The sequence below is a fragment of the Massilia sp. BHUDP2 genome (assembly GCF_046236355.1).
In the GTDB taxonomy this organism is placed as follows: Bacteria; Pseudomonadota; Gammaproteobacteria; order Burkholderiales; family Burkholderiaceae_D; genus Telluria; species Telluria varians.
In genome coordinates this window covers 1-273 of record NZ_JBJUVW010000016.1, presented here as the reverse complement: position 1 = coordinate 273, position 273 = coordinate 1, and the positions used below count along the sequence as shown (strand labels likewise).

Sequence of the window (273 nt, the reverse complement as noted above, 5' to 3'; positions counted from 1 at the left end):
TAAGTAACGAGAACAGTTTGGGTCTGTAGCTCAGTCGGTTAGAGCACCGTGTTGATAACGCGGGGGTCGTTGGTTCGAATCCAACCAGACCCACCACAAGGGGGATTAGCTCAGCTGGGAGAGCACCTGCTTTGCAAGCAGGGGGTCGTCGGTTCGATCCCGTCATCCTCCACCATTTACCTGTTCGACTGCATTTATGTAAAGCCTGGGCTTTAGATAAGTGTAGTTCTCGTTCTTTAACAATCTGGAAGAAGTAAAGTTTTTTTAAGCGTG

General features: G+C 48.7%; 2 tRNA genes. Both read left to right on the top strand.

Annotated features, from left to right (window positions below):
- Positions 1–19: 19 nt before the first annotated feature.
- A tRNA-Ile gene (locus ACK6C6_RS24520) sits at positions 20–96 on the top strand.
- Between the two features lie 3 nt (positions 97–99).
- Positions 100–175: transfer RNA gene (locus ACK6C6_RS24515), tRNA-Ala, on the top strand.
- The last annotated feature ends 98 nt before the right edge of the window (positions 176–273 follow it).